The sequence below is a fragment of the Clostridium sp. OS1-26 genome, assembly GCF_030915445.1.
In the GTDB taxonomy this organism is placed as follows: Bacteria; Bacillota; Clostridia; order Clostridiales; family Clostridiaceae; genus Clostridium_AM.
Genome location: NZ_CP133264.1, coordinates 1,493,639 through 1,514,537, shown reverse-complemented (window position 1 = coordinate 1,514,537; position 20,899 = coordinate 1,493,639). Strand labels below are relative to the sequence as shown.

Annotated in this window: 19 protein-coding genes, 1 tRNA gene and 2 rRNA genes; 5 read left to right on the top strand and 17 right to left on the bottom strand. The window is 33.7% G+C overall.

Translation table 11 applies throughout. The features are described 5' to 3' along the window. Positions 1-426 precede the first annotated feature (426 nt). Entirely contained in the window at positions 427-672 is a 246-nt protein-coding gene (locus RCG18_RS07615) for an AbrB/MazE/SpoVT family DNA-binding domain-containing protein (protein WP_211142626.1), read from the top strand. 431 nt (positions 673-1,103) lie between these two features. Here RCG18_RS07615 and RCG18_RS07610 read toward each other — a convergent pair whose 3' ends face one another. The 14 genes from RCG18_RS07610 to RCG18_RS07545 form a co-directional block, all read right to left on the bottom strand. Next, complete coding sequence (locus RCG18_RS07610) at positions 1,104-2,171, bottom strand: NlpC/P60 family protein (RefSeq protein ID WP_308040713.1); 1,068 nt, start codon at positions 2,169-2,171, stop codon at positions 1,104-1,106. 289 nt (positions 2,172-2,460) lie between these two features. Next, positions 2,461-3,306, bottom strand: a complete 846-nt coding sequence (gene rsmI / locus RCG18_RS07605; protein ID WP_308040712.1) for a 16S rRNA (cytidine(1402)-2'-O)-methyltransferase — start codon at positions 3,304-3,306, stop codon at positions 2,461-2,463. Between the two features lie 172 nt (positions 3,307-3,478). After that, a complete protein-coding gene (locus RCG18_RS07600) occupies positions 3,479-4,219 on the bottom strand; it encodes a tRNA1(Val) (adenine(37)-N6)-methyltransferase (protein WP_308040711.1) in 741 nt (246 codons plus the stop codon). Between the two features lie 201 nt (positions 4,220-4,420). After that, a complete protein-coding gene (locus RCG18_RS07595) occupies positions 4,421-5,164 on the bottom strand; it encodes a flagellar motor protein MotB (RefSeq protein WP_308040710.1) in 744 nt (247 codons plus the stop codon). Beyond that, positions 5,161-5,955 carry a flagellar motor protein gene (locus RCG18_RS07590; RefSeq protein WP_308040709.1) on the bottom strand — a complete coding sequence of 265 codons (795 nt, stop codon included), beginning with the start codon at positions 5,953-5,955 and terminating at the stop codon, positions 5,161-5,163. Before RCG18_RS07590 ends, RCG18_RS07595 begins: the two co-directional genes overlap by 4 nt. Before the next feature lie 243 nt (positions 5,956-6,198). Beyond that, complete coding sequence (locus RCG18_RS07585; protein WP_178908080.1) at positions 6,199-6,369, bottom strand: DUF362 domain-containing protein; 171 nt, start codon at positions 6,367-6,369, stop codon at positions 6,199-6,201. A gap of 85 nt (positions 6,370-6,454) precedes the next feature. Further along, on the bottom strand, positions 6,455-6,658 hold the full coding sequence (locus RCG18_RS07580) for a heavy-metal-associated domain-containing protein (protein ID WP_178908079.1): 204 nt from the start codon (positions 6,656-6,658) through the stop codon (positions 6,455-6,457). An 11-nt stretch (positions 6,659-6,669) separates the two neighbouring features. Further along, entirely contained in the window at positions 6,670-7,584 is a 915-nt protein-coding gene (locus RCG18_RS07575) for a stage 0 sporulation family protein (RefSeq protein ID WP_308040707.1), read from the bottom strand. Position 7,585: 1 nt separating this feature from the next. Continuing rightward, positions 7,586-8,530, bottom strand: a complete 945-nt coding sequence (locus RCG18_RS07570; protein ID WP_308040706.1) for a DNA polymerase III subunit delta' — start codon at positions 8,528-8,530, stop codon at positions 7,586-7,588. 16 nt (positions 8,531-8,546) lie between these two features. Further along, positions 8,547-8,876 (bottom strand): cyclic-di-AMP receptor, encoded by a 330-nt coding sequence (locus RCG18_RS07565; RefSeq protein ID WP_308040705.1) that lies wholly within the window; start codon positions 8,874-8,876, stop codon positions 8,547-8,549. A 139-nt stretch (positions 8,877-9,015) separates the two neighbouring features. Further along, entirely contained in the window at positions 9,016-9,708 is a 693-nt protein-coding gene (locus tag RCG18_RS07560; RefSeq protein WP_308040704.1) for a thymidylate kinase, read from the bottom strand. 127 nt (positions 9,709-9,835) lie between these two features. Then, on the bottom strand, positions 9,836-11,302 hold the full coding sequence (locus RCG18_RS07555) for an aminotransferase class V-fold PLP-dependent enzyme (RefSeq protein ID WP_308040703.1): 1,467 nt from the start codon (positions 11,300-11,302) through the stop codon (positions 9,836-9,838). Next, positions 11,281-11,493, bottom strand: a complete 213-nt coding sequence (locus RCG18_RS07550; RefSeq protein WP_308040702.1) for a sigma factor G inhibitor Gin — start codon at positions 11,491-11,493, stop codon at positions 11,281-11,283. Before RCG18_RS07550 ends, RCG18_RS07555 begins: the two co-directional genes overlap by 22 nt. A gap of 148 nt (positions 11,494-11,641) precedes the next feature. Further along, positions 11,642-13,207 (bottom strand): cell wall-binding repeat-containing protein, encoded by a 1,566-nt coding sequence (locus RCG18_RS07545; protein WP_374119122.1) that lies wholly within the window; start codon positions 13,205-13,207, stop codon positions 11,642-11,644. 220 nt (positions 13,208-13,427) lie between these two features. Here RCG18_RS07545 and RCG18_RS07540 point away from each other — a divergent pair, with 220 nt between their 5' ends. From RCG18_RS07540 to RCG18_RS07530, 3 genes are all read left to right on the top strand, one after another. Continuing rightward, positions 13,428-14,615 (top strand): M20 family peptidase, encoded by a 1,188-nt coding sequence (locus RCG18_RS07540; RefSeq protein ID WP_308040701.1) that lies wholly within the window; start codon positions 13,428-13,430, stop codon positions 14,613-14,615. Positions 14,616-14,729: 114 nt separating this feature from the next. Beyond that, positions 14,730-15,671 (top strand): magnesium transporter CorA family protein, encoded by a 942-nt coding sequence (locus tag RCG18_RS07535; protein WP_308040700.1) that lies wholly within the window; start codon positions 14,730-14,732, stop codon positions 15,669-15,671. A gap of 18 nt (positions 15,672-15,689) precedes the next feature. Beyond that, positions 15,690-16,610: an LD-carboxypeptidase gene (locus RCG18_RS07530; RefSeq protein WP_308040699.1), complete on the top strand. Its 921-nt coding sequence runs from the start codon at positions 15,690-15,692 to the stop codon at positions 16,608-16,610. 49 nt (positions 16,611-16,659) lie between these two features. Here the strand turns inward: RCG18_RS07530 and RCG18_RS07525 are convergent. Beyond that, positions 16,660-16,734, bottom strand: a tRNA-Cys gene (locus tag RCG18_RS07525). Positions 16,735-16,885: 151 nt separating this feature from the next. Here RCG18_RS07525 and RCG18_RS07520 point away from each other — a divergent pair. Further along, positions 16,886-17,614 (top strand): NAD-dependent protein deacylase, encoded by a 729-nt coding sequence (locus tag RCG18_RS07520; RefSeq protein WP_308040698.1) that lies wholly within the window; start codon positions 16,886-16,888, stop codon positions 17,612-17,614. A 163-nt stretch (positions 17,615-17,777) separates the two neighbouring features. Here the strand turns inward: RCG18_RS07520 and rrf are convergent. Continuing rightward, positions 17,778-17,894, bottom strand: a 5S ribosomal RNA gene (rrf, locus tag RCG18_RS07515). 36 nt (positions 17,895-17,930) lie between these two features. After that, positions 17,931-20,825, bottom strand: a 23S ribosomal RNA gene (locus RCG18_RS07510). Between the last annotated feature and the right edge of the window lie 74 nt (positions 20,826-20,899).

Below are 20,899 nucleotides of genomic sequence, written 5' to 3'. Positions count from 1 at the left end.
CTATATATTATTTGAAGTGCTTATAATTCCACATGATAAATACACATTTAACCATATAACAATCTCATATTTTACAACTTTAACCTTATGTTAGCATAATTTCGACATTGTTTTCTATTTATCCATATAATTACTATTTTATTTATAAAATTCATGTGTTGCTTAATTATGAGAAATTTAGCATATAATTTCATGTTATTTTTTAACAAGTCCTTGATTTGTCTATATTTAATGATACAGTAAAAAAATGTATTTTGCAATAAAAATATATTGACATTTGTATATTTTGGGAGTATATTAACTATAGATGGAATTTAATAAGAAATTTGTAAAACAATTTTCAAAATGATGTTGACTTTAAATGTAATATTTGCTATTATTTAATTAAACATATGTCGAATTATGGGATTAGAGGAGGAAATTTAAATGAAATCAACAGGTGTTGTAAGAAGAGTAGACGAGTTAGGTAGAATAGTTATTCCAATAGAGTTAAGAAGAACTCTAGATATCGCGGAAAAAGATGCTTTAGAAATATATGTGGATGGCGAACAAATAATACTTAAGAAATACGAACCAGCATGTATTTTCTGTGGAGATGCAAGAGACGTTGTAAATTACAAAGGAAAAAATATATGTAAAAACTGCATGAACGAATTAAAAGGGGACAAGTAGTCCTTATTAACCCACATAATTTATGTGGGTTTTTTATTCTTTATCCGATGTCTAGTGCCACTAACACCCTAACGCACTCTGTGAAAGCGATTCACACCAAATCAAAGATTTGGGTTCTCTGCTTTTCTTAAAGTTGGGGATAAGTAGCTCTACGACTCTCGATAACGGCTTCCCCTAAAGGATAACGCCTTCTAAGTGCTAAAGACACTAAGAAGCCTGTTAATAAGCTTCAGATGGAGTTTGTCTACGACCACTGGGCAAGTCTCTGCCCGTTAAATTCCATTTAGGCATTTAACCTCCACCTGAAGCCAAGAATCCTGTTTATAATAAAAATCTATTTCCTATACAAAAATAATATTAAATCAATTATGTTGTTTTTCTTTAAATATAAGAAAAGGCTTACAAATGCAAATCTGTAAGCCTCTTTTTTTTTATTTAACTCTTGTTCCTCCAGTAAAATCAGATCTATCATCTAATGAAGAAATCTTAACTACATCTCCAGTTTTTGGCGCATGAATATAGCCTCCATTACCTACATATATTCCAACGTGGTGTGCAGGTGATCCAAAGAAAACTAAATCTCCTGGCTGAAGTTGATCTCTAGACACAGCAGTACCTGCTCCCTGCTGATCTGATGCAACTCTTGGTAATCCCACTCCAAAGTGGCTATAAACATAACTAGTGAATCCTGAGCAGTCGAAAGTACTTGGTCCATTACCTCCCCATTGATAAGGAGTTCCCAAGAAATTTGATGCATATGCAACAACTGAACTTGATGACATAGGCGCAGAAGTTGTTCCGCTTCCTCTTGAAAGTCTTGGAGCCTCTGATCTAACTTTTTGAACTTGGTTTGCTGCAGATGCAACTACTCTTGCAGTAGCAGTATCTTGTACTGCTAATATTTTTTCTTTAGCTTCTAAATCTTTTATTAATTTAGTTTGTGAATCCTTATCACTGTTAAACTTGGATAATTTCTTTTCATTATCAGCTTTTAATGCTAAAAGCTTTTTATTTTTATCGTCTAATGTTTGCTTTTTCTGAGCTATAGCATTATTTTCATCTTTTAAATCTTTTATTATTTTTTGGTCAAAACCTACTATTTTTTTTACAGTATCTACTCTCGTAATAAAATCACCTAGATTATCAGCTTGTAATATAACATCAAGGTAACTATTTACTCCATTTATGTACATTGCTCTTACTCTTTTCCCAAATAAGTCCTGTTGTCCTTTTATATTTTGTTGAGACTTTTCTAGCTGAGTTTGAGTATCCTTTATCTCCTTATTTGTTTTCTCTACTCCTTTTTTATTATCATCTATTTGCTTTATAACTTGTCCAATTTGTTCATCTAGTTTTTCTACCTTGGTCTCTAAATCTTGTCTCTGATCCTTGATTTGCTTTAATGAATTAGATGAGCCCGTCGGTGCTGCTAAAACATTTCTACTAGTTACTAGTGCTACTGTTAAAGCTATAACAGCAGATAACATTCTTCTATTCAATCTCCAAACCTCCCAATGCCGAATAACTTTTGTATATTCTTGTTAAATTTAAATGCTAATTCTTATGTATTTTTTTGTTTAAATCTTTATGTATATGTCAAGTATTTATATTATAGCACTAAAATACATAAAATCTCAACGTTATCACACTATTTTTTTCAAAATATTAAAATTTATATGTTTAAGACGTAAGTTTATCAATAAATTTCAAAAATTTATTCATATATACACATTGTTTTTCCATATTTTTACTTATTATAAGCTCATAACAACAATTGATACCAATCATCTACAAATCAATAGAATATTTATAAACCTCCGACTTTGATAACTTTCTATCCTTAGCCACTTTTTTAATAGCTTCTTTTTTACTTAATCCTTCAGAAATATAATTTTTAATATGATCTTCAATAGATAGCGCTTCCCATTTTGCCTTTTCTTCCTCTAATATTTCTTCCTCTCGTTTTCCTTCAACTATAAGTACAAACTCACCTTTTATATCTTTTTCTGAATAGTACCCTATGGCTTCATCTAAACTAACCCTTAATATTTGTTCGTGTAGTTTAGTAAGCTCTCTACAAATAGAAATTCTTCGATTACCTAAATTATCTCTGAAGAACTCTAAAGTTTCCCTAATTCTATGTGGTGACTCATAAAAAACTAGTGTTTCCTTTCTATCTTTTAATTCTTCTATAATAATTCTCTTATCTTTGTTCTCCCTAGGTAAAAAGCCTCTAAATATAAACTTACTAGTATCTAATCCAGAATATACTAATGCTGTAGTTATTGCTGTAGCTCCAGGTAAAACCTCAAAATCTATATTTTCCTCAATACATTTTAGCACTATAATACTCCCTGGATCTGATATTCCTGGAGTTCCTGCATCACTTATTAGGGCTACGCTTTTTCCATTCTTAATCTTTTCTATTAAATCTATACTTTTACCTTGTTCATTGTGTTTATGATAGCTTATTAATGTCTTTTTTATATTGAAATGATTTAGTAATTTAAGACTTTGTCTTGTATCTTCTGCGGCTACTAAATCAACATTTTCTAATACCTCTAATGCTCTTAATGTTATGTCTTTTAAGTTTCCTATAGGTGTTGGCACTAAATATAGTTTCCCGAAACTCATAGTTAATCCTCCTTTTAGTCGGAACACTGGGTAGTCTTGCTTGTTTCCCTTCGGCCACTGGGTAACTTAAGATTTTCGCTTCCGCTCACAAGTTGCCCTTAAAAGTTCATTTAGAACTTTTACCTAGCAAAATTACCCGTTAAAGTCCATTTATAACTTTAACCTCCAAATTTTATCTACCATATATTTTATCGATTTCCTCAGTATATCCACCTTCTATATTGTATATACATAGTGGCGCTTCCCATTTTAAGAAGGTTCCTCCATTATTTTGTCCTTCAACTAGCACCATATTAGGAGCCTTTCTAAAATTAGGCTGAATCATTCTTATAAGTTTAGGCTCAATTTTATATTGCCTCATAGTGCAAATAATATCCGCTAGCCTATCTGGTCTATGTATCATGTATATTCTTCCATTATCCTTTAAGACTCCTTTAGCTGCCTTAATCACATCCTCTAGAGTACAGCATATTTCATGTCTTGCAATAGCATTTTCATCATTCATGTTTATAATACCTGAATTTTTAAGTTTGTATGGTGGATTTACAGTTACTACATCAACTTTAGGTAACTTCTTTAAAAACTCAATATCCTTAAGATCTTTATTTATGAATTCTAATCTATGTTTCAACTTATTAAATTCAACAGACCTTTTAGCCATATCTACCATTGGTTCCTGTATTTCTATTCCCGTAATATTAGCAGCATCTGTTTTTCCTGCTAGTATAAAAGGTATTATCCCTGTACCACTGCATAAGTCTATGACCCTAGCACCTTTTTTCACTTTAGCAAAGTTTGCAACCAATACTGCATCTACACCAAATCTAAATGCATCTTTTTTCTGTATGACACAAATCCCTTTTAACTGCAGATCATCTAATGTTTCGTCATCTTTTAACCATTCTTCATTCATAATCCTCATCCTCACTTTTATTAAAAATGCATATAGGAAATCTATAATTAAGTATTAAATCTGCTTATATAATTATGATTTATATATATAAAGTTGTCAAATCAATATAATAAAGCCTTAAGGCTTTGACTACCTTAAGGCTCTTATTTCCCGGAAATAACTATAAATTTATGTTGAAATATTTATAAAGTATCTTAATAATTATTTAGATTTATTACTTTCTATTTTATCAAATTTACTGCTTACAATGATTATATTTACTCTTCTATTCTTAGCCTTCCCATCTTCTGTTGAGTTATCTGCTATAGGTCTATATTCCCCATATCCTACTGCCGAAAGCTTCTGTGGGGGGATGTTGGCGCTATTAATCAATAATTCTGTAACATTAGAGGCTCTAGCACATGATAACTGCCAGTTTGACGAAAACTGATCATTTTTTATAGGAACATTGTCTGTATGCCCCTCTACTCTCATATAGTTATTAAGTTGATTCAGTATTTTTCCTATTTCAATAAGTTTCTTTTGCGATTCTGGCTTTACTTCAGCTCTACCAGTGTCAAAAAATAAAGTATCATTTAAACTTACAACAAGCCCTCTCTCATCAACTTGGGTACTAACATCCGCTTTCATTCCATTCTTCTCAAGATACTTGTCCACCTGTCTTTTCAGATCTTCCATTTTTGCTTGTTCAGCTTTTTCAGTTAAATCATTTTCGATTGGCTTAGTATCAACAGTTATTGGTACACCATCTTCTTTAGCAATTATAGTTTTTCCTCCACCCATAGATACTCTAAGTGAATCTGATAATTGTTTAAATTTTGACTTGTCAACATTACTCATAGCAAACAGTACAACGAAAAGTATCATAAGTAAAGTCATGAAATCAGAATAACTAAGCAACCATCGCTCATGATTCGGATGCTCTTCATGCTTTCTTTTCTTCATATCTCAGCTTTACCATCCATTCCTTCAAATTTAGCAACTTCCTCTTTACTTAGGAATCCCTTTAATTTTTCAGCTATGGTATTAGGGTTTATACCTTCTTGTATGTATAATATGCCTTCAATAATAAGAGATTTTTCTCCAAATTCTTTTTCATCCAATGATTTTAACCTAGTAGCTAGTGGTAAAAATAAAAGGTTTGCAGATGAAAGACCGTACAATGTCGCTAGAAATCCAGAGGCAATTTTAGGTCCTAAAGAATTTGGGTCCGATAAGTCAGCTAAAATGTGAACTAGTCCCATTACGGTACCTATAATACCTAATGTAGGAGAAAATCCACCAGCTTGTTCAAAAATAGCAGCTCCTTTTCTATGTCTTTCAGATGTTGATTCTAACTCCAATTCCAAAATACTTCTAACTGCTTGAGGATCTACACCATCCACTACCAACTGAAGCCCTTTTTTAATAAAAGGATCTAAATTAGGGTCATTAGATATTTCTCCTTCAAGACTTAATAATCCATTTTTTCTAGTTTTATATGACACATCTTTAAAATAAGCTACTAATCCTGGTAAATCGATCTTTTTAGGATTTATAGCTATTTTTATTATCTTAGGTAATCTTTTTAAAATTTCCATAGGAAATGTAAGTCCAACCGCACCTGCAGTTCCACCAAATACTATTATCGCTGGTGCCAGTAAAAAAAGAGCACTTAATACACCCTTCTCTATTAAAAATCCTGCTACAATAGATCCAAAGCCAACTATAATAAAGACAATAACAGAAATATCCATATTTATCCTCCATATAATAATATTTTCGTATAAACTACACTAAAAAATATTTATACTCACACAATAGATATTCGTTTATATTAAGTTAATCTTTACTAAATATAATAAATGTTTATACTAATGTTAAAAGTTATTTTTATTCAATATTTATTATAATATTGGCTATTAAGCATATTAATAATGTAATCTATCTAATAAAATATAAATAAAAAGACTACCTTCCGGTAGTCTTTTTACATTAAATTACTCTTGAACTGGAGCTCCTACTGGGCAAACATTTGCACAGTTTCCGCAATCGATGCAAGCAGCTGCATCTATATCAAATTGAGTATCTCCTTGACTTATAGCGTTAACTGGACATTCTGAAGCACATGCTCCACAGCTTACGCAAGTGTCTAATATTTTGTATGCCATATGTAAACACCTCCTTATAAATTTAGATGATTAACATCTATTTTTTATTTTACCACGTTTTTATTAATTTTTAAAGCTAATTTTCCTATAATACTGCATATCCTAAATCTTCAAGTGATTGGATTAATGATTCATTATTTACAAAATAATCGTCGTATACAACGCTTACTTCTCCCTTTTCTCTATTTATTTGACAAGCAACAACACCTTCATTATTAGAAATGGCTCTTCTTATCTTATTAACATCTTCTACTGTATGCATGTTGCAGATTTTCAAAACAGATTTCATAATAAACCTCCTTAGTCCTCCTTAAATAGTTCTTTAATTATGGCCGCATCTTCAACACCTTCAGCTTCAACGTCAATCTTAATTTCATCTTCATTTATACTTCCTTCAAAACTTCCTGAAATTAGTTCTATTTCATCTATCGGTATTTCCTTTATTGTTTCGTCTCCATCTTGCGGTTTAATTTTAACCTTTACACTTTCTTTTACTACAGAATTTGAAACTACAGTTCCTTTTCCATAAGGAGTATCTACAACTGAATCTACTTTAGGTAGCTTTATTCTTATATGTTCGTAGGTTTCTTGTTCATAGTTTAAACAACACATAAGTCTACCACATATTCCTGAAATCTTAGTTGGATTTAAAGATAAATTTTGTTCTTTAGCCATTTTTATGGAAACTGGAGCAAAGTCCCCTAAGAATGTAGAGCAACACATGGTCCTTCCGCATGGGCCTAATCCACCAATCATCTTAGCCTCATCTCTTACTCCAATTTGTCTTAACTCAATTCTAGTTCTGAATATGGCAGCTAGATCCTTTACCAATTCTCTAAAATCCACTCTACCATCTGCTGTAAAATAAAATATAACCTTATTATTATCAAAGGTATATTCTACATCTATAAGCTTCATCTTTAAATCATGCTGTTGAATCTTTTCTAAGCATACATTAAAAGCTTCTTCCTCTTTTTGTTTATTTTCTGAATGTCTATCTATATCTTCTTGCGTAGCTATTCTTATAACACTTTTAAGAGGAGATACAATTTCATCTTCTCCAATTTGCTTAGGTGCTATCACACACTCTCCAAATTCTACTCCTCTAGCAGTTTCCACTATTACATAGTTATTCTTCTTTACATCCAATTCATCTGGTGAAAAATAATATATTTTACCAGCTTTCTTAAATCTTACACCCACTACTGTTACCATACTATACCTCCTGCATTTTCACCAACATAGAATCGAAAACTAGGACAGGATTTACGTTTCTTTCTAGTTTTTTTCTGGTGTCTTTTATAATATTAATAATACCATTTAATTTGTTAAATGAAAACATTTCCGCCATATCTTTTATTTCATCTATTTTGTCTATATTTATTATTAACTCGTTATTACCTGTTTCCTTATATACCAATATGTCTCTTATGTACGAAAGAAACCAAGTAAGAACTTCTTGCCATTCTCCTTTATATTTAAGAAGAAAATCTTCATGAACTAAAGAGTCTTCAATCTTATTTTTACAAATACCTTTTAATATATTTGCTGTGTTATTTCTAATTTCTTTCAGTGATGCGTCCTCCATAAATCTTTCTGCTCTACCGGGAATTCCATCACTAAATGCATTAATAGTCTTTATCTCATCTTCTGATATATCTGGAAATCTATTTTTTAAAAATAATAACATTTCTTCTTCATTTAATCTATTAAGCTTATATATCTGGCATCTAGATTTTATTGTATCCAATATCTTCTCTAGTTTTTCACACAATAGAATTATAAAAATACCCTTAGGAGGCTCTTCTATAGTTTTTAAAAATGCATTTTGAGCAGCTTCTGTCATCTTGTCTGCACTATATAAAAGAATTACTTTTTTGTCTCCTTCATAAGGTCTTTTATTAGTTTCTTCAATTATATTTTTTATTTCATCTATTCCTATAGACTTTTTATCTTTTTGCAACTTGAACTCTGATATATCCACATACTGCTTATTCTTTTCTTTACCTAAAAGCTTTATGGCTATTTCTTTTGCTATAATACTTTTTCCGATTCCCTCTTCACCTACAATAATATGGGCATGAGAAAACCTTCCTTTTTCTATAGAACTTGCTGCTTGTATTTTTACACTATCATGCCCTATTATCGCATTAATACTCAATTGCAAATCCCTCCAATTAAATTTTCACAAATTTATCTACATCTACTACAAAAACAGTCGCTCCTCCAACCTCTACTTCCACAGGATATGGAACATACAGACCTGTAGACCCTGTTACCGGCGTAGGTGCAGTTACAATTTGCTCTCTTCTTTTACATACATCTTCAACCTGAGATAATACGTTGTTTACAAGCTCTTCCTCTACTCCAATAATTAATGTAGTATTGCCTGCCTTTAAAAAACCACCTGTAGTAGCAAGTTTTGTTACTCTAAAACCTGCTTCAGTTAAAACATCTATTAATTTTCCTGAATCTTCATCTTGTACAATTGCTATAACTAACTTCATATAACTCATCTCCCTATCAGTTTACCCTATTATATAAAACCTAACTAAAATATGCTACTATTTTTAATATTTATTCAATTTAATTTTATCATAAATTATTTCATTTATTTATAGTTCCAATTTGTTTACATTTCCAATTTTACATATTCAATACTTTTTTCTTTAAACTTTCATATAGTTCATCATGGATTCTATCTATAGACTTTATTTTACCATTATCTACACAATTTATTTTTAACCAATCATACTTTTCAGATATTTCACAAGAAGTATTATAAGAATGGATTAAATACTTATAATCTTTTTCATGTATATCCTTATTTATATCTCCTGTCATTTTACTTACTCTTTCAGTCATTAATTCTCTGCTGCACTCAGGAGGCATATCTAAAAATACAACACAATCTGGAACAGGAAGCCCAAAAATTTTAAATTCAAACTCCCATACCCAATCTAAAAACTTATTTTTTTCTTCTAAGTCATGAATTTTAGATGCTTGATGAATCATATTCGCAGTTGTATACCTATCTGCTATTACAATTCCTCCACTTAGGTAAAATTCCTTCCAATCTGTTTTATAAGAAGCAAATCTATCTACTGCATAAAACGTAGATGCTACATATGGATTAACATCTTCTGGATTTTTACCAAAACATCCATTCAAATACATTTTAACTAAAGCTGAAGATTCACTTTCATAATTTGGATATTCCACCTTTTTTACTCTATATCCTTCATTTAATAGTCTTTCATATAACTTTTGTGTTTGTGTAGCCTTACCACTGCCATCACAGCCTTCTATTACAATTACCTTTCCTTTTGTTAAGTCCATCTTATTTTCCTCCTTTTAATCGGAACACTGGGTAACTTAAGATCTTCGCTTCCGCTCACAAGTTACCCGTTAAAGTCCATTTAGGACTTTAACCTCCATAAAAATTTCATTTGTTATTAAATTAATTTTATTTTATTACTTTTATTTCATCGTTTTGTATTCCTAAAATATCAGTTCCGTTATTTTTGTAGTATTTAACAATGTCTAAGCTTCCTTTATCAATTAACTCTCCCATTGCTAAAATAGGTATTCCTGGTGGGTAGGGCACTATGTTTTCTGCACTTGTTCTACCTAAGCAATCCTCTAATTTAACAAATTCTTTTTCTTTATCAATAACTTCGTAGGGCATAATTTGTGCTTTAGGTATATCATACTGCACTAGACTTATATCTTTTTTCTTAAAATCATTTAAATTGCACTTTTTCAAAATCTCATATAATCTTTTAAACTCTTCCTCTTCACTGAATGGTGAAAAAATTAAAACTACATTAGACATGTCGCTCATTTCAGCCTGTATTCCAAATCTTCTTAGATAACTTAAAAGTAAGTTACCATCATATTCTTTATCTAAATTTATTACATATCTTGTTGCATCTAAACTCCAAACATAATTTAAATCATTATTTTCATTTCTATACTTTTCTATTTCCGCATTCAAGTTTATTATATCTTCTATGCCAATTATATGAATACCTTTAATTTCATTTATTTTATCTCTATAATAACTTGCTATATTTAAAAGTTTTTCATACTTGATTTCACCATAATTTTCCAAATAAAATCTAGCATAATCCATAGAACATAAAAATAAGTAAGATGGACTTGTACTTAAAAATGCACTAACATAAAAATCAACTTTTTCAATATCTTGTCCATTATTTACATGCAAATAAGCAGTCTGTGTTAAACTTGCTAGTGTCTTGTGTGTACTAGTAACAACCATATCCGCCCCTAATCTTATAGCGCTCTTTGGCAAATTGTCATTTACTCCAAAGTGAGCTCCGTGTGCAGAATCTACTAATACCTTCATTCCATGTTTCTTAGCCTTATCTATTATAAATTCTAAATTGCTGCAAATTCCATAATAATTTGGATATGTAACTACTATACCTTTAGCATCCTCATTATCTTCTAAAATCTTCAAAAAATGCTCCAAGTCTATAACAATAGGAGCATTTAATCTCTCACTTATGATATTCTTTACATATACTGGTTTAAGCTTTCTCATTATTATAGCATTAAATATAGACCTATGACAGTTTCTTTCAATAATAACTTTATCTCCTTCATTAAAGCTACTAAATATCATCGCCATATTACCTGAAGTACTTCCATTAACCAAAAAGTAAGACTTTTTACTTCCGTAAAATTTACTAAGGAGATTGCTTGCGTCTTTTATTATTCCTTCAGCATTATGAAGATTATCTACTCCTTCAACTTCGGTTATATCAAATTTCATGAGATTTTGAATGAATTCTCTGCCTATGCTAGTATCATCAAAACCCTTACCGCCTTTATGTCCTGGCATACAGAACGGTATATTATTTTCTTTTACATACTTTAAAACGCCTTCTAAAATCGGTAACTTCGACAACTTATTTCCTCTCCTCTTATAATATCTTGTACTATAGCTTTTCTTATACGTTCCATATAATAATTATAAAAATCTGTAGTATCATCTAAGTTTATCAATCTTTCTTCGCAACATTTACAGATCCCTCTTCCATATATCATTATACCATTATTAAGAGGATTACCACATATAATACAACTTTGCTTTTTCATTTAATATCCTCCTTGTACAAACTATTTGGTATACTAAATTATTGCCTCATATAGTATATAATATTCAACTACATTCCGAAACTTATTTTGTCCACATAAATAAATTAAACCCAGTATAATATTGCTTTATTATACTGGGTTTAATTTACTAATCTTTTATTGTAACTAATGTGCCTCGAGGTATATTATCTTGAATCCATTTTGCATCATAGTAAGGAAGTCTAATACATCCGTGGGATGCCTTATCCCCTAGCTTATCATATTCAGATTGTATAACATATCCATTTGTATCATATAAGGCACTATGAAAAAGAAAATTGTTATCTATTCTTGTCCAAAAATAACATACAACGCTATCTGATGGATAAAACAATGGCCCCTTATCACCTATTAAGAATCTACCCGATGGCGTAGGAGTGTCATCTAAGCCAGTAGAACATACAAATTCTTTTACTAACGTTTGTCCATTAAATATATCAACTCTCTGCTTGCTTTTATCAACAAGTATATTATAAGGACCAGATGGTGTTACGGTTTTAACCATCGACGCTGGTACATACCCTTTAACATAATTTAAAGTACCATAGTCTAATACTTCTACGTAATAGTATCCATCTTTACTATCTAAAATTTTTACTTCTGGAAGACTGCCGTAAGTTGAACCAACCACTTCAGAGGAAGAGTTCGGGTACTTCCTTATGTTAACACTTGTAGTTTCTCCAGCATTTATTACAGTAAAGGAACTTGTCCACTCAGGCGGTTGAGGTCCCTTAGGTACTTCTGGCTTAGGTGGCTCAGGCGGTTTCTTCTCAAGGCCCACTAAATATAAAGCCTTTAGAGAAACTGCTCCTTCACCTCCAAATATATAAACATTTTTTGCTGATGATAAGATTTGCTTAACATCATTTTGTTGCTTTTCATTTATATTTTCGCTAACCAAAACTAATGGAGATTTAGTTTTTTGTGCTAATGCAGACCCTGAAAGTGAATCTGGGAAATTAAGAGCTGATGCTAGATAAACATTACTCATATCTAGTACATCTTTAAATCTATTTATAATAGCAGAGTTTGTATCATATCTATCAGTTCCTGATATTCTTTCTGCATTTTTAAATTCAGATTTTACATTTTCATTTATAACTCCCTCAGAGCCAATAACATATGTATTAACAACATTTTTATCTGCTAATCCATTCTTTACTGAATCAGACACAGAGTCTTTACTTACAAGTATAATAGGCATGTCCATAATTGCAGCAATAGGGGCTACAGATAAAGCATCTGGATAATTCTCTCCCGAAACCACTACCACTCGGTCTTTTATTCCTACATAATTAGCAACTAACATTGCGGTTTCATATCTATCTATACCACCTATACGCTCATAGCTTATGCCCATATTTTTTATACTGTCTTCTACATCTTTGGAGATAGATTTACCTATTATAAACACCTTAGAAACATTATAACTTTTTAATTGCTCAGCCGCCTTTGCATCCAGCTTTTTTTCCGTAGTAAGTATTATTGGTGCATCATACTTCTTAGAAAGAGGACAGGCACAAAGTGCGTCTGGAAAATTTTCGCCTGATGCTAGAATCGCATAACCTGAATTTGAATTAAATCCTTGTGAAATTTTCATGGACGTATCATATCTGTCACTACCACCATATCTTTGGTAGTTTCCTTGTGCATAAACCCTAGATGTAGTGCTAATAATAAATATAAGTAAGAGTAGGATTTCAATCTTACTTTTTAGTGCTAACTTGAAACTTATAATAATCTCCTCCTATCGCTTAAACATATAGTATATGTATACTCGCACCAAATTATTCACAATTTTAGATACATATTAATTTTAAACATTTTTTACCAATTTTGCAATACTTAATTTTATTTACTTTTATTAGCTTAAAAATCTCATGGAGGTATATTTTATGAAACATGAAATATTAACTAACCTAAGTACTATAAAAGAAGATATACTAAACTTATCAAGGTATCTTTACGAAAACCCTGAAGAGAGCTTTCATGAGTATAAAGCTCATGATTATATAACAAATATATTAAAGATTAACAATTTTGATGTTACAGAGCACTATTTAGACATTGAAACAGCTTTTTATGCTCAGCATGGCACAGGTCATCCTAAGATTTGCTATATATGCGAGTACGATGCAGTAAACACTTCTGGACATATTGTTGGACATAACTTAATATCTGCAATGTCCCTAGGTGCTGCTATATCCCTATCTAAATCACTACCAAAAGACAAAGGTAGTATTATAGTTATCGGATGTCCCGGAGAATTTTTAAGTAGCTCTAAAGTTACTATGGCAAAACAAGGAGTTTTTAATGATATAGACATAGTTCTTATGGCTCATCCCGATGTAATAACTGCTGAAAGTGGTTCTTCAATGGCTATTGTACCAATAAAAATTAGTTATAAAAGTAAGCAAGGATTTACTTATAGAAGATCAGGAAGCTATTCTGCATTAGATGCCTGTCTTTTTACTTTTAATACATTAAATTTATTAGCAAAGGGTTTTAAAGATAGTTCTACGATAGATGGAGTAATTCTAAAAGGTGGAGATTCTCCATATCTTCTTCCTTCTGATACAGAATCAAAGTTTTATATAAGGTCTTCTAAAATGGAGACTGCTTGTAAGCTAGAAAAGAAAATAAGAGAATTAGTTAAAACAACTGGCAATTTAATGGAAATTGACTCTGAAATCTGCTTATACGAACTTCCTTATGATGAACTTATTCCAAATAGCATTTTGTCTAGAATATTTTCTCATAACCTCAAGGAGTGCGGCATAATAAACATTTCCCCTCCTAAAGACACTAATTCTGGTCTTAGCTTAGGTACGGTAAGCCATATAGTGCCTTGCATACATCCATATATATCTATTACTGAAGATAAAAATTTACAATATTCATCACCTGAATTTGCTTTAGCTACTACATCTTATTTTGCTCAAGATAGAGTTGTAAAAACTGCTCACGCTCTTGCATTAACTGGTTTAGACCTTATAGAGAATAGCTCTTTACTTGAGCAAATAAAAACAGAATTTTATGAGAGAAAAAAAGAAACTAGACAGCTAGTTTCTTTTTTTATTTGAATGTTCCTTAACCTAATCTGTAATTAAAATAAATTAATTACTTAATATACACAAATAACATCCATAGGCTATAATATAATTATAGTTAACTTATATCTTATACAGGAGGAACATATGATATCAATTTATAAAACTTTAGATGAAACAGGTACTTTACAAGCAATTGATACTATAGAGTCAGGTTGCTGGATTAATATAGTAGCTCCTTCAGATGAGGATTTACTTTTAATATCGAAAAAAACAGGAGTTTCTCTAGATTATCTTAAAGCAGCTCTGGATGAAGAAGAAACTTCTCGTATCGATATAGAGGATAATAATCTATTAGTAATAGTAGATATACCTTTCACCGAAATGGAGGATAACTCATTAACCTACGATTCCTATCCTTTATCAATTATTCATACAGAATCAACAATAATAACAGTTTGCTTAAAAAACAGTAAAATTCTGACTGACTTTATAGATGGAAAAGTAAAATCATTTTTTAGCTTTAAACGATCACGCTTCATACTTCAAATACTTTATAGAATAGCTAGCTACTACTTATTATATCTTAGACAAATAGATAAAAAGAGTGTTATGATAGAGCAGAAATTGCATAAATCAATGAAAAATAAAGAACTTATTCAACTTCTATCGCTCGAAAAGTCTCTTGTTTATTTCTCTACATCGTTAAAAGCCAATGAAATCACTCTAGAAAAGATGCTGAAACTTGAATTACTGCAAAAATATCCTGAGGATCAAGATATACTTGAAGATGTAATTATTGAAAATAAGCAGGCAATAGAAATGGCCAATATCTACAGTAATATTTTGAGTGGCACAATGGATGCCTTTGCATCTGTAATATCTAACAACCTAAATATAGTTATGAAGCTACTTGCATCTTTAACTATTGTTATGGCTATACCTAATATAGTTTTTAGTTCTTTTGGAATGAATGTAAATGGAATACCTTTTAGCAATAATCCAATGGGATTTTGGCTAGCCTATGGAATAGCTGCTCTAGCATGTATAATCCCAATAATTATTTTACGTAAAAAAGGATTATTTTAAGTATAAGGATGTGATCATATGATTGCAAAACGACTAAAATATGGGGATACTATAGGCCTTGTATCACCTGCAGGAGCTGAGAATCCTGATAGAATAAAGAAAAGTATAAAATATATAGAAAGCCTAGGATTCAACATTAAGGAAGGAAAACATATCTATAAAAGACTAGGATATCTAGCAGGAAGTGACAATGACAGAGCTGAAGATCTTATGAATATGTTTCGTGATGACAATGTTGATATGATTCTATGTGTAAGGGGAGGATATGGTACTATGCGTATTCTCCCTAGCATAGACTTTAGTGTTATACAGCAAAACCCCAAAATTTTCGCAGGTTTTAGCGATATAACTACTTTTCTAAATATTATATATCAGAAGTGTGGATTAATTACCTTTCACTCACCAATGTGTAATTCAAGTTTATCAGATAAGTATACACTAGAGAGCTTTCTAAATACATTTATGAATGGTTATAAACCTTATATTATTAAAAATCCAAGTAGTATACCTACTAGATGTTTTTCTTCCAAAGCATCGGTATCTGGAGAACTAGTAGGCGGTAATTTGTCCTTACTGTGCAGCACAATTGGTACTCCCTTTGAGGTTGATACTAAGGATAAAATTATATTTATTGAAGAAGTCGGAGAGGAACCCTATAAAATTGATAGATTGTTAACTCAGCTTCTTTTATGCGGAAAACTTGATGAGTGCTCTGGTATTGTTCTTGGGCAATTTACTGATTGCGAACTACCTCACTATGAAAGAAGCTTAACTTTAGATCAAGTAATAACAGATAGGATTTTAAGTTTAGGTAAACCGACAATAGCAAATATTCAATCAGGACATTCTTATCCTAAACTTACATTACCTATTGGGTCAAAAATTCGAATGAATTGTATAGAAGGAGTAATTGAAGTTTTAGAACCAGTAGTATCCTAAATTATAAGGGCAAATATAAAAACACCTCATAATAACTATGAGGTGTTTTTGGAGGCGCCACCCAGATTTGAACTGGGGAATAAAGGTTTTGCAGACCTCTGCCTTACCACTTGGCTATGGCGCCATAAATCATTTGTTTTTTTAACGCTCTTATATAATATCATTTTAATAATTACTTGTCAATAGAATTTATTATGTATTTTATTATAGCATTACACTACTATTACTTTAATTGAAAATATTGTAATGCTATAATAATTAATAGAGGTGATATTATGTCAAATAATGAATTACAATCTGTAATAAATTCTAGCAATTATATTATATTCTTTGGTGGTGCTGGAGTATCTACAGAGTCTTCAATACCAGATTTCAGATCAGAAGCAGGTCTTTATAAGACAAAAAATAATTCCTCTTATCCACCTGAAGTAATGCTAAGCCATACATTTTTTATGTCTCATACAGAAGATTTTTTTGATTTTTACAGAAAGAAAATGATATATAAATATGCTAAACCTAATGCTGCTCACTATACTCTAGCAAAGCTAGAACATACAGGAAAGCTAAAGGCTGTAATAACTCAAAATATTGATGGGCTCCATCAGATGGCAGGCTCCAAAAACGTTCTTGAACTGCATGGCTCTATTCACAGAAATTATTGCATGAAATGTGGTAAATTTTTTGATTTAGAATACATAATTAATAGCCAAACTACAATTCCAAAATGTGATGCTTGTAATGGAATAGTAAAACCTGATGTAGTTCTCTATGAAGAGAATTTAGACATGGCTACTATAAATGCATCAGTTAATCACATAAAACAATCAGATTTACTTATAGTAGGTGGAACTTCCTTGGTAGTATATCCAGCAGCAGGATTAATAGATTATTTCAGAGGCAATAAATTAGTTTTAGTAAATAAATCATCAACTTCATATGATAATAGGGCTGATATAGTTATCAATGATAGCATAGGTAAAGTTTTAGGTAGTTTAACATTATAAAAATATAATTATAGGCTTTAACTCTTTTAATGCACCTATTACATTTTTTCTAGTTTTTCTTCCTATGTAGAATTCACTTACCATTACAGGTAGCCCCACAAATATTACACATAGTATAAATAAAAAAACACTAAGCATTTGCTTAGTGTTTTTCTATTTATTTACCTGGCGACGACCTACTCTTCCACAGGGTCTCCCCTGCAGTACCATTGGCACTATGAAGCTTAACCTTCGTGTTCGGAATGGGAACGGGTGTTACCTTCACGTCATAATCACCAGATTATTTGTTCTCTGAAAATTGCACAGTGAATTATATTTGGTCAAGCCCTCGACCTATTAGTATCAGTCAGCTGAACATGTTACCATGCTTACACCTCTGACCTATCAACCTTGTGTTCTTCAAGGGGTCTTACTAGCTTACGCTATGGGAAATCTAATCTTGAGGTGGGCTTCACGCTTAGATGCTTTCAGCGTTTATCCCGTCCCGACATAGCTACCCAGCTGTGCTCCTGGCGGAACAACTGGTGCACCAGAGGTCAGTCCATCCCGGTCCTCTCGTACTAAGGACAGCTCCTCTCAAATTTCCTACGCCCGCGACGGATAGGGACCGAACTGTCTCACGACGTTCTGAACCCAGCTCGCGTGCCGCTTTAATGGGCGAACAGCCCAACCCTTGGGACCTACTTCAGCCCCAGGATGCGACGAGCCGACATCGAGGTGCCAAACCTCCCCGTCGATGTGGACTCTTGGGGGAGATCAGCCTGTTATCCCCGAGGTAGCTTTTATCCGTTGAGCGATGGCCCTCCCACGAGGAACCACCGGATCACTAAGCCCGACTTTCGTCCCTGCTCCACTTGTATGTGTCGCAGTCAGGCTCCCTTCTGCCTTTGCACTCTACGAACGATTTCCAACCGTTCTGAGGGAACCTTTGGGCGCCTCCGTTACTTTTTAGGAGGCGACCGCCCCAGTCAAACTGCCCACCTAACAATGTCCCGTGACCAGATTCATGGCCGCCGGTTAGAATCCCAGTACTGTCAGGGTGGTATCCCAAGGATGACTCCATAAGAGCTGACGCCCTTACTTCTCAGTCTCCCACCTATCCTGTACAGACAATACCGAAACTCAATGCTAAGCTACAGTAAAGCTCTACGGGGTCTTTCCGTCCAATCGCGGGTAGCAAGCATCTTCACTTGCACTACAATTTCGCCGGATTTGTTGTCGAGACAGTGCCCAAGTCATTACGCCATTCGTGCGGGTCGGAACTTACCCGACAAGGAATTTCGCTACCTTAGGACCGTTATAGTTACGGCCGCCGTTTACTGGGGCTTAAGTTCACACCTTCGCTTGCGCTAAGTGTTCCCCTTAACCTTCCAGCACCGGGCAGGCGTCAGCCCCTATACATCAGCTTTCGCTTTAGCAGAGACCTGTGTTTTTGCTAAACAGTTGCTTGGGCCTATTCTCTGCGACCTACTTGCGTAGGCACCCCTTATCGCTAACTTACGGGGTCAATTTGCCGAGTTCCTTGACAACAATTCTTCCGCTGGTCTTAGGATTCTCTCCTCACCTACCTGTGTCGGTTTGCGGTACGGGCACCAACTTCCTCCATAGAGACTTTTCTTGGCAGCGTGGAATCAGATACTTCGCCCGAAAGGGCTCCCCATCACACCTCAACATTGACTAAACGGATTTGCCTGTCTAGTCTGTCTAAGTGCTTAGACACACATCCAATAGTGTGCACATCTTATCCTCCTGCGTCATCCCATTTGTAATAACGTCAGTTGGCGGTATCGGAATATCAACCGATTGTCCATCACCTACGCCTTTCGGCCTCGGCTTAGGTCCCGACTAACCCTGAGCGGACGAGCCTTCCTCAGGAAACCTTAGGTTTTCGACCAATAAGATTCTCACTTATTTCTCGCTACTTATGCCAGCATACTCACTCCTGTACAGTCCACCGCTCCTTTCGGTACGACTTCAATCCATACAGGAAGCTCCTCTACCGCTCTTTCGAGCCCATAGCTTCGGTGGTAAGTTTTAGCCCCGGACATCTTCGGCGCAGGATCTCTCGACTAGTGAGCTATTACGCACTCTTTGAATGAGTGGCTGCTTCTAAGCCAACATCCTAGTTGTCTTAGAAATCCCACATCCTTTTCCACTTAACTTACACTTTGGGACCTTAGCTGATGATCTGGGCTGTTTCCCTTTTGACCACGGATCTTATCATTCGTAGTCTGACTGCTGAGATTCAAGTATATGGCATTCGGAGTTTGATAGGGTTCAGTAACTGTTGTCAGCCCCTAGCCCATTCAGTGCTCTACCTCCATTACTCATTCTCAACGCTAGCCCTAAAGCTATTTCGAGGAGAACCAGCTATCTCCGAGTTCGATTGGAATTTCTCCGCTATCCACAGCTCATCCCATGGTTTTTCAACACCAACGTGGTTCGGTCCTCCACGGAATTTTACTTCCGCTTCAACCTGTCCATGGATAGGTCACCCGGTTTCGGGTCTACGACATGCAACTTATTGCCCTATTCAGACTCGGTTTCCCTTCGGCTGCGCACCTTAAGTGCTTAACCTTGCTACATATCGTAACTCGCTGGCTCGTTCTACAAAAAGCACGTCATCGCACGTAAAAGTGCTTTGACCGGTTGTGGACACACGGTTTCAGGTTCTATTTCACTCCCCTCCCGGGGTTCTTTTCACCTTTCCCTCACGGTACTGCTTCACTATCGGTCACCAGTTAGTATTTAGCCTTGGGAGGTGGTCCTCCCTGCTTCCCACAAGGTTTCACGTGTCTCGTGGTACTCTGGAGCAGATCTCGTTGCTATTCTTTTCACTTACAGGGCTGTTACCTTCTACGGCGGAGCCTTCCAGCTCTCTTCAATTAAGAAATCACAACTTTTATGATCTGTCCGCAACCCCAGGAACAAGTTCCTGGTTTGGGCTCTTTCCCTTTCGCTCGCCGCTACTTAGGAAATCGATTTTTCTTTCTCTTCCTCCGGGTACTTAGATGTTTCAGTTCCCCGGGTATATCCCTATAAACCTATGAATTCAGTTTATAGTACACTACGTTAGTAGTGTGGGTTGCCCCATTCGGAAATCTTCGGATCACAGGCTATTTGCGCCTACCCGAAGCTTATCGCAGCTTATCACGTCCTTCTTCGACTACTGGTGCCAAGGCATTCACCATGCGCCCTTTGTAGCTTGACCATTCATCCGAAAATTGGTTTCTATCAATTTTCTTTGCTTAGTTATAAATCTACAAAGGTTACTTACTTATATAA